Below are 3,124 nucleotides of genomic sequence, written 5' to 3'. Positions count from 1 at the left end.
GCCGGGATGCTGTCGTGGCTGGTCGTGGCGCGGATCGAGCGGACCCCGCGGGTCGAGCTGTGGGCGCAGCGGATCGTGCTGGGCGTCGTGGCCGAGACCGCGCTGGTGGCCTACTGGGCGGCGTCCGCCCCGGCCTCGGCGGCCATCCCCGCGGCCGACCGGCTCTGGTTCGCGGTGCCGATGTTCCCGCTGCTCCTCGGCGCGCTGTGCCTGTCCCGCGGCGGCGTCGTCCGGTTCCTCTCGCACCCCCGGCTCCAGCACGGCGGGCGCATCTCCTACGCGATCTACCTCGTGCACTTCCCGCTCATCGAGATCACCGTGGTGGCGATGACGCGGTTCCCGGCGCTGGCCCCGAACAGCTCGCTCGCAGCGCTGGCCGTGCCCCACGTGCTCGTCGGGTCCGTCGTGGTGGCGCACTACGCGTACCGGTGGATCGAGGAGCCGGCCCGCCGCCGGTTCGCCCCGCGCTCGTCCTGAGCACTCGTCGGTGGGGCCCATGGGCGCCCGGGCGCGCTGGCCTCCCCGGCCTTCCATGGTCAGGGGCACGTCAGGCAGCCCGGCGGGCGGCCGAACATGCGTGGTGTGCCCCTCGGCGGAGGGGACGTTCGCCCGCCCATGATCAAGGGCACGTCAGGCAGCCTGGCGGGCGGTCGAGCGTGCGTGGTGTGCCCCTCGGCGGAGGGGACGTTCGCCCGCCCATGATCAGGGGCACGTCAGGCGGGTCGGCGGGCGGCCGAACATGCGTGGTGTGCCCCTCGGCGGAGGGGCCGTTCGCCTGCTCACGATCAGGGGCACGTCAGGCAGCCCGGCGCGCGGCTGAGCGTGCGTGGTGTGCCCCTCGGGGGCGCGGCTGCGGTCCGAGCCGTGAGGCCGGCCCGTCCTACACCGGCAGGCGACGGAAGATCGGCCGCGGGATGTGGCGCAGCACGGTCATGACGGCGCGCAGCGGGGCCGGGGCCCACACCAGCTCGCGGCCCTTGGTCACCGCGTCCACGGCGATCTCGGCGACCTTCTCCGGCGTCGTCGAGAGCGGCGCGGCGTCCATGCCCTTCGTCATCTTCGTGTGCACGAAGCCGGGCCGGACGATCGTCACGCCGATCCCGTCGGGCCGCAGCGCCTCGGTGAGCCCGGTGTAGAAGGCGTCCATCCCGGCCTTCGTCGAGCCGTAGACGAAGTTCGAGCGACGCGCCCGCTCCCCGGCCACGCTGGAGAGCGCCAGGATGCGGCCGTGGCCCTGACGGCGGAACTCGGTCGCGAGCGCCACGCCCACCGACACCGCGGCCACGTAGTTCACCTCGGCGAGCTCGACCGCGACGTCGATGTCCTGCCACGCGGTCTCCTGGTCGCCGAGCAGGCCGAACGCGACCACGGCCACGTCGATGTCCCCGCCGGCGAAGGCCTTGCGGACGGCCTCGGTGTGCACCGCGGCGTCCTTCGCGTCGAACTCGAGGGTCTCGACGTGCCCGCCCGCCCGCGCGAGCCGGGCCGCCGCGTCGGCGAGGCGCGTCGACTGGCGGCCCGCGAGCACGATGCGGACCGGCCCGCCCGCGAGGCAGCGCTCGGCGATCGCCAGGCCGATCTCGGAGGTGCCCCCGAGCAGGAGCAGGGACGACGGGTGGCCGACGGCGTCGATCATGGAAAGTTCCTGTCAGTCGGTGTCAGCTACAGCAGGGACCCGCAGCTCAGGACGTCAACGCGAGCCGGCGTGACATGTCGGAGGCGAACACGCCGTCGGGGTCCACGGCGTCGCGGACCTTGCGCCACTCGTCGACCCGCGGGTACATCGCCGCGAACGTCTCGGGGTCGGTCCGCGAGTCCTTCGCGGTGTAGAGGCGCCCGCCCATGGCGAGCACGCGCTCGTCGAGACCCCGGCAGAACGCCCCGAGGCCGTCGACGATCGGGAAGTCGACGCAGATGTTCCAGCCCGGCATCGGGAACGACAGCGGCGCGCGGTTCCCGTCGCCGAACTTCTTGAAGACGTTGAGGAACGAGACGTGCCCGGAGGCGGCGATGTCGGCGATGATCGACCGGAACTCGGCCTCGGCGGCCAGCGGGACGATGAACTGGTACTGCAGGAAGCCCTTCGACCCGTAGGCCCGGTTCCAGTCCCCGAAGAGGTCCAGCGGGTGGTAGAAGGCCGTGAGGTTCTGGATCTGGCCGCGCTTGTTCTTCGTCTTGCGGTAGTAGAGCTCACCGATCGCGGAGAACGTCAGCTTGTTGGCCAGCCCGTTGGGGAAGACGTCGGGCAGGTCCAGCAGTGTCGGGGCGTCGAACTTCAGCGGGTCGCGACGGAGCTTCTCGGGCAGCTCGTCGAGCCGGGCCAGCGAGCCGCGGCCCAGGGCCGCCCGGCCGAGCTTGGAGCCCGTGGAGATGGAGTCGAACCACGCCGAGGAGTAGTCGTAGGCCTCGTCGGAGCCGTCGGAGAACCGCTCGATCGTCTCGTCGAGGTTCGCGGTGCGCTCGGTGTCGGCGACGAAGTAGGCCGTCTCGGTCTTCGTCATGCGGATCGTCGCCCGCAGGATGATCCCGGTCAGGCCGATGCCGCCGACGGTCGCCCAGAACAGGTCGGACTCCGGACCGTCGGGCTCGAGGCGCCGGACCTCTCCGGTGCCGGTGAGCAGGTCCATCGACACGACGTGGTCGCCGAAGCTGCCCGCCGTGTGGTGGTTCTTGCCGTGGATGTCGTTCGCGATCGCCCCGCCGATGGTGACCTGGCGCGTGCCGGGCAGCACCGGCACCCACAGCCCGAACGGCAGCGCGACGCGCATCAGCCGGTCGAGGGACACGCCCGCGTCGAGGTCGACCAGGCCGGTCTCCGCGTCGATCGCGTGGACGCGGTCGCGCGCGGTCATGTCGACGACGAGCCCACCGGCGTTCTGCGCGGGGTCGCCGTAGGAGCGCCCCAGGCCGCGGGCGATCACGCCGCGCGCACCCGCCGAGGTGATCGCCTCGGCGAGCCGGTCGTCGGCGGTGACCTCGTCGCCGGACAGCACGGTGGCCCGGCTCGGCGCGGTCCGGGCCCAGCCGACCAGGGTCTTCACGGAGCGAGGCATCGGGATCGAGGCTAGCGCGCGCCGTCGAGGGCCCTGCTGGCGGTCAGGTCCACGCGGGCGGCGGCGCCTAG

General features: G+C 72.8%; 3 protein-coding genes. 1 reads left to right on the top strand and 2 read right to left on the bottom strand.

Annotated elements, in window-relative coordinates:
- Nucleotides 1-477 (top strand): acyltransferase family protein (locus AC0CYZ_RS24060; RefSeq protein WP_472220016.1); only part of this gene is annotated, 477 nt, incomplete at its 5' end.
- 403 nt (nucleotides 478-880) lie between these two features.
- Here the strand turns inward: AC0CYZ_RS24060 and AC0CYZ_RS24055 are convergent.
- The gene (locus tag AC0CYZ_RS24055) at nucleotides 881-1,636 is read right to left on the bottom strand and encodes a decaprenylphospho-beta-D-erythro-pentofuranosid-2-ulose 2-reductase (RefSeq protein ID WP_472220015.1); all 756 of its coding nucleotides are present in this window, start codon (nucleotides 1,634-1,636) and stop codon (nucleotides 881-883) included.
- A 46-nt stretch (nucleotides 1,637-1,682) separates the two neighbouring features.
- Nucleotides 1,683-3,053, bottom strand: a complete 1,371-nt coding sequence (locus AC0CYZ_RS24050) for an FAD-binding protein (RefSeq protein ID WP_472220013.1) — start codon at nucleotides 3,051-3,053, stop codon at nucleotides 1,683-1,685.
- Between the last annotated feature and the right edge of the window lie 71 nt (nucleotides 3,054-3,124).

It is taken from the genome of Actinomycetospora sp., assembly GCF_055612215.1.
Note: the sequence above shows the minus strand (reverse complement) of the source record. Positions and strands in the feature narration are given on the sequence as shown.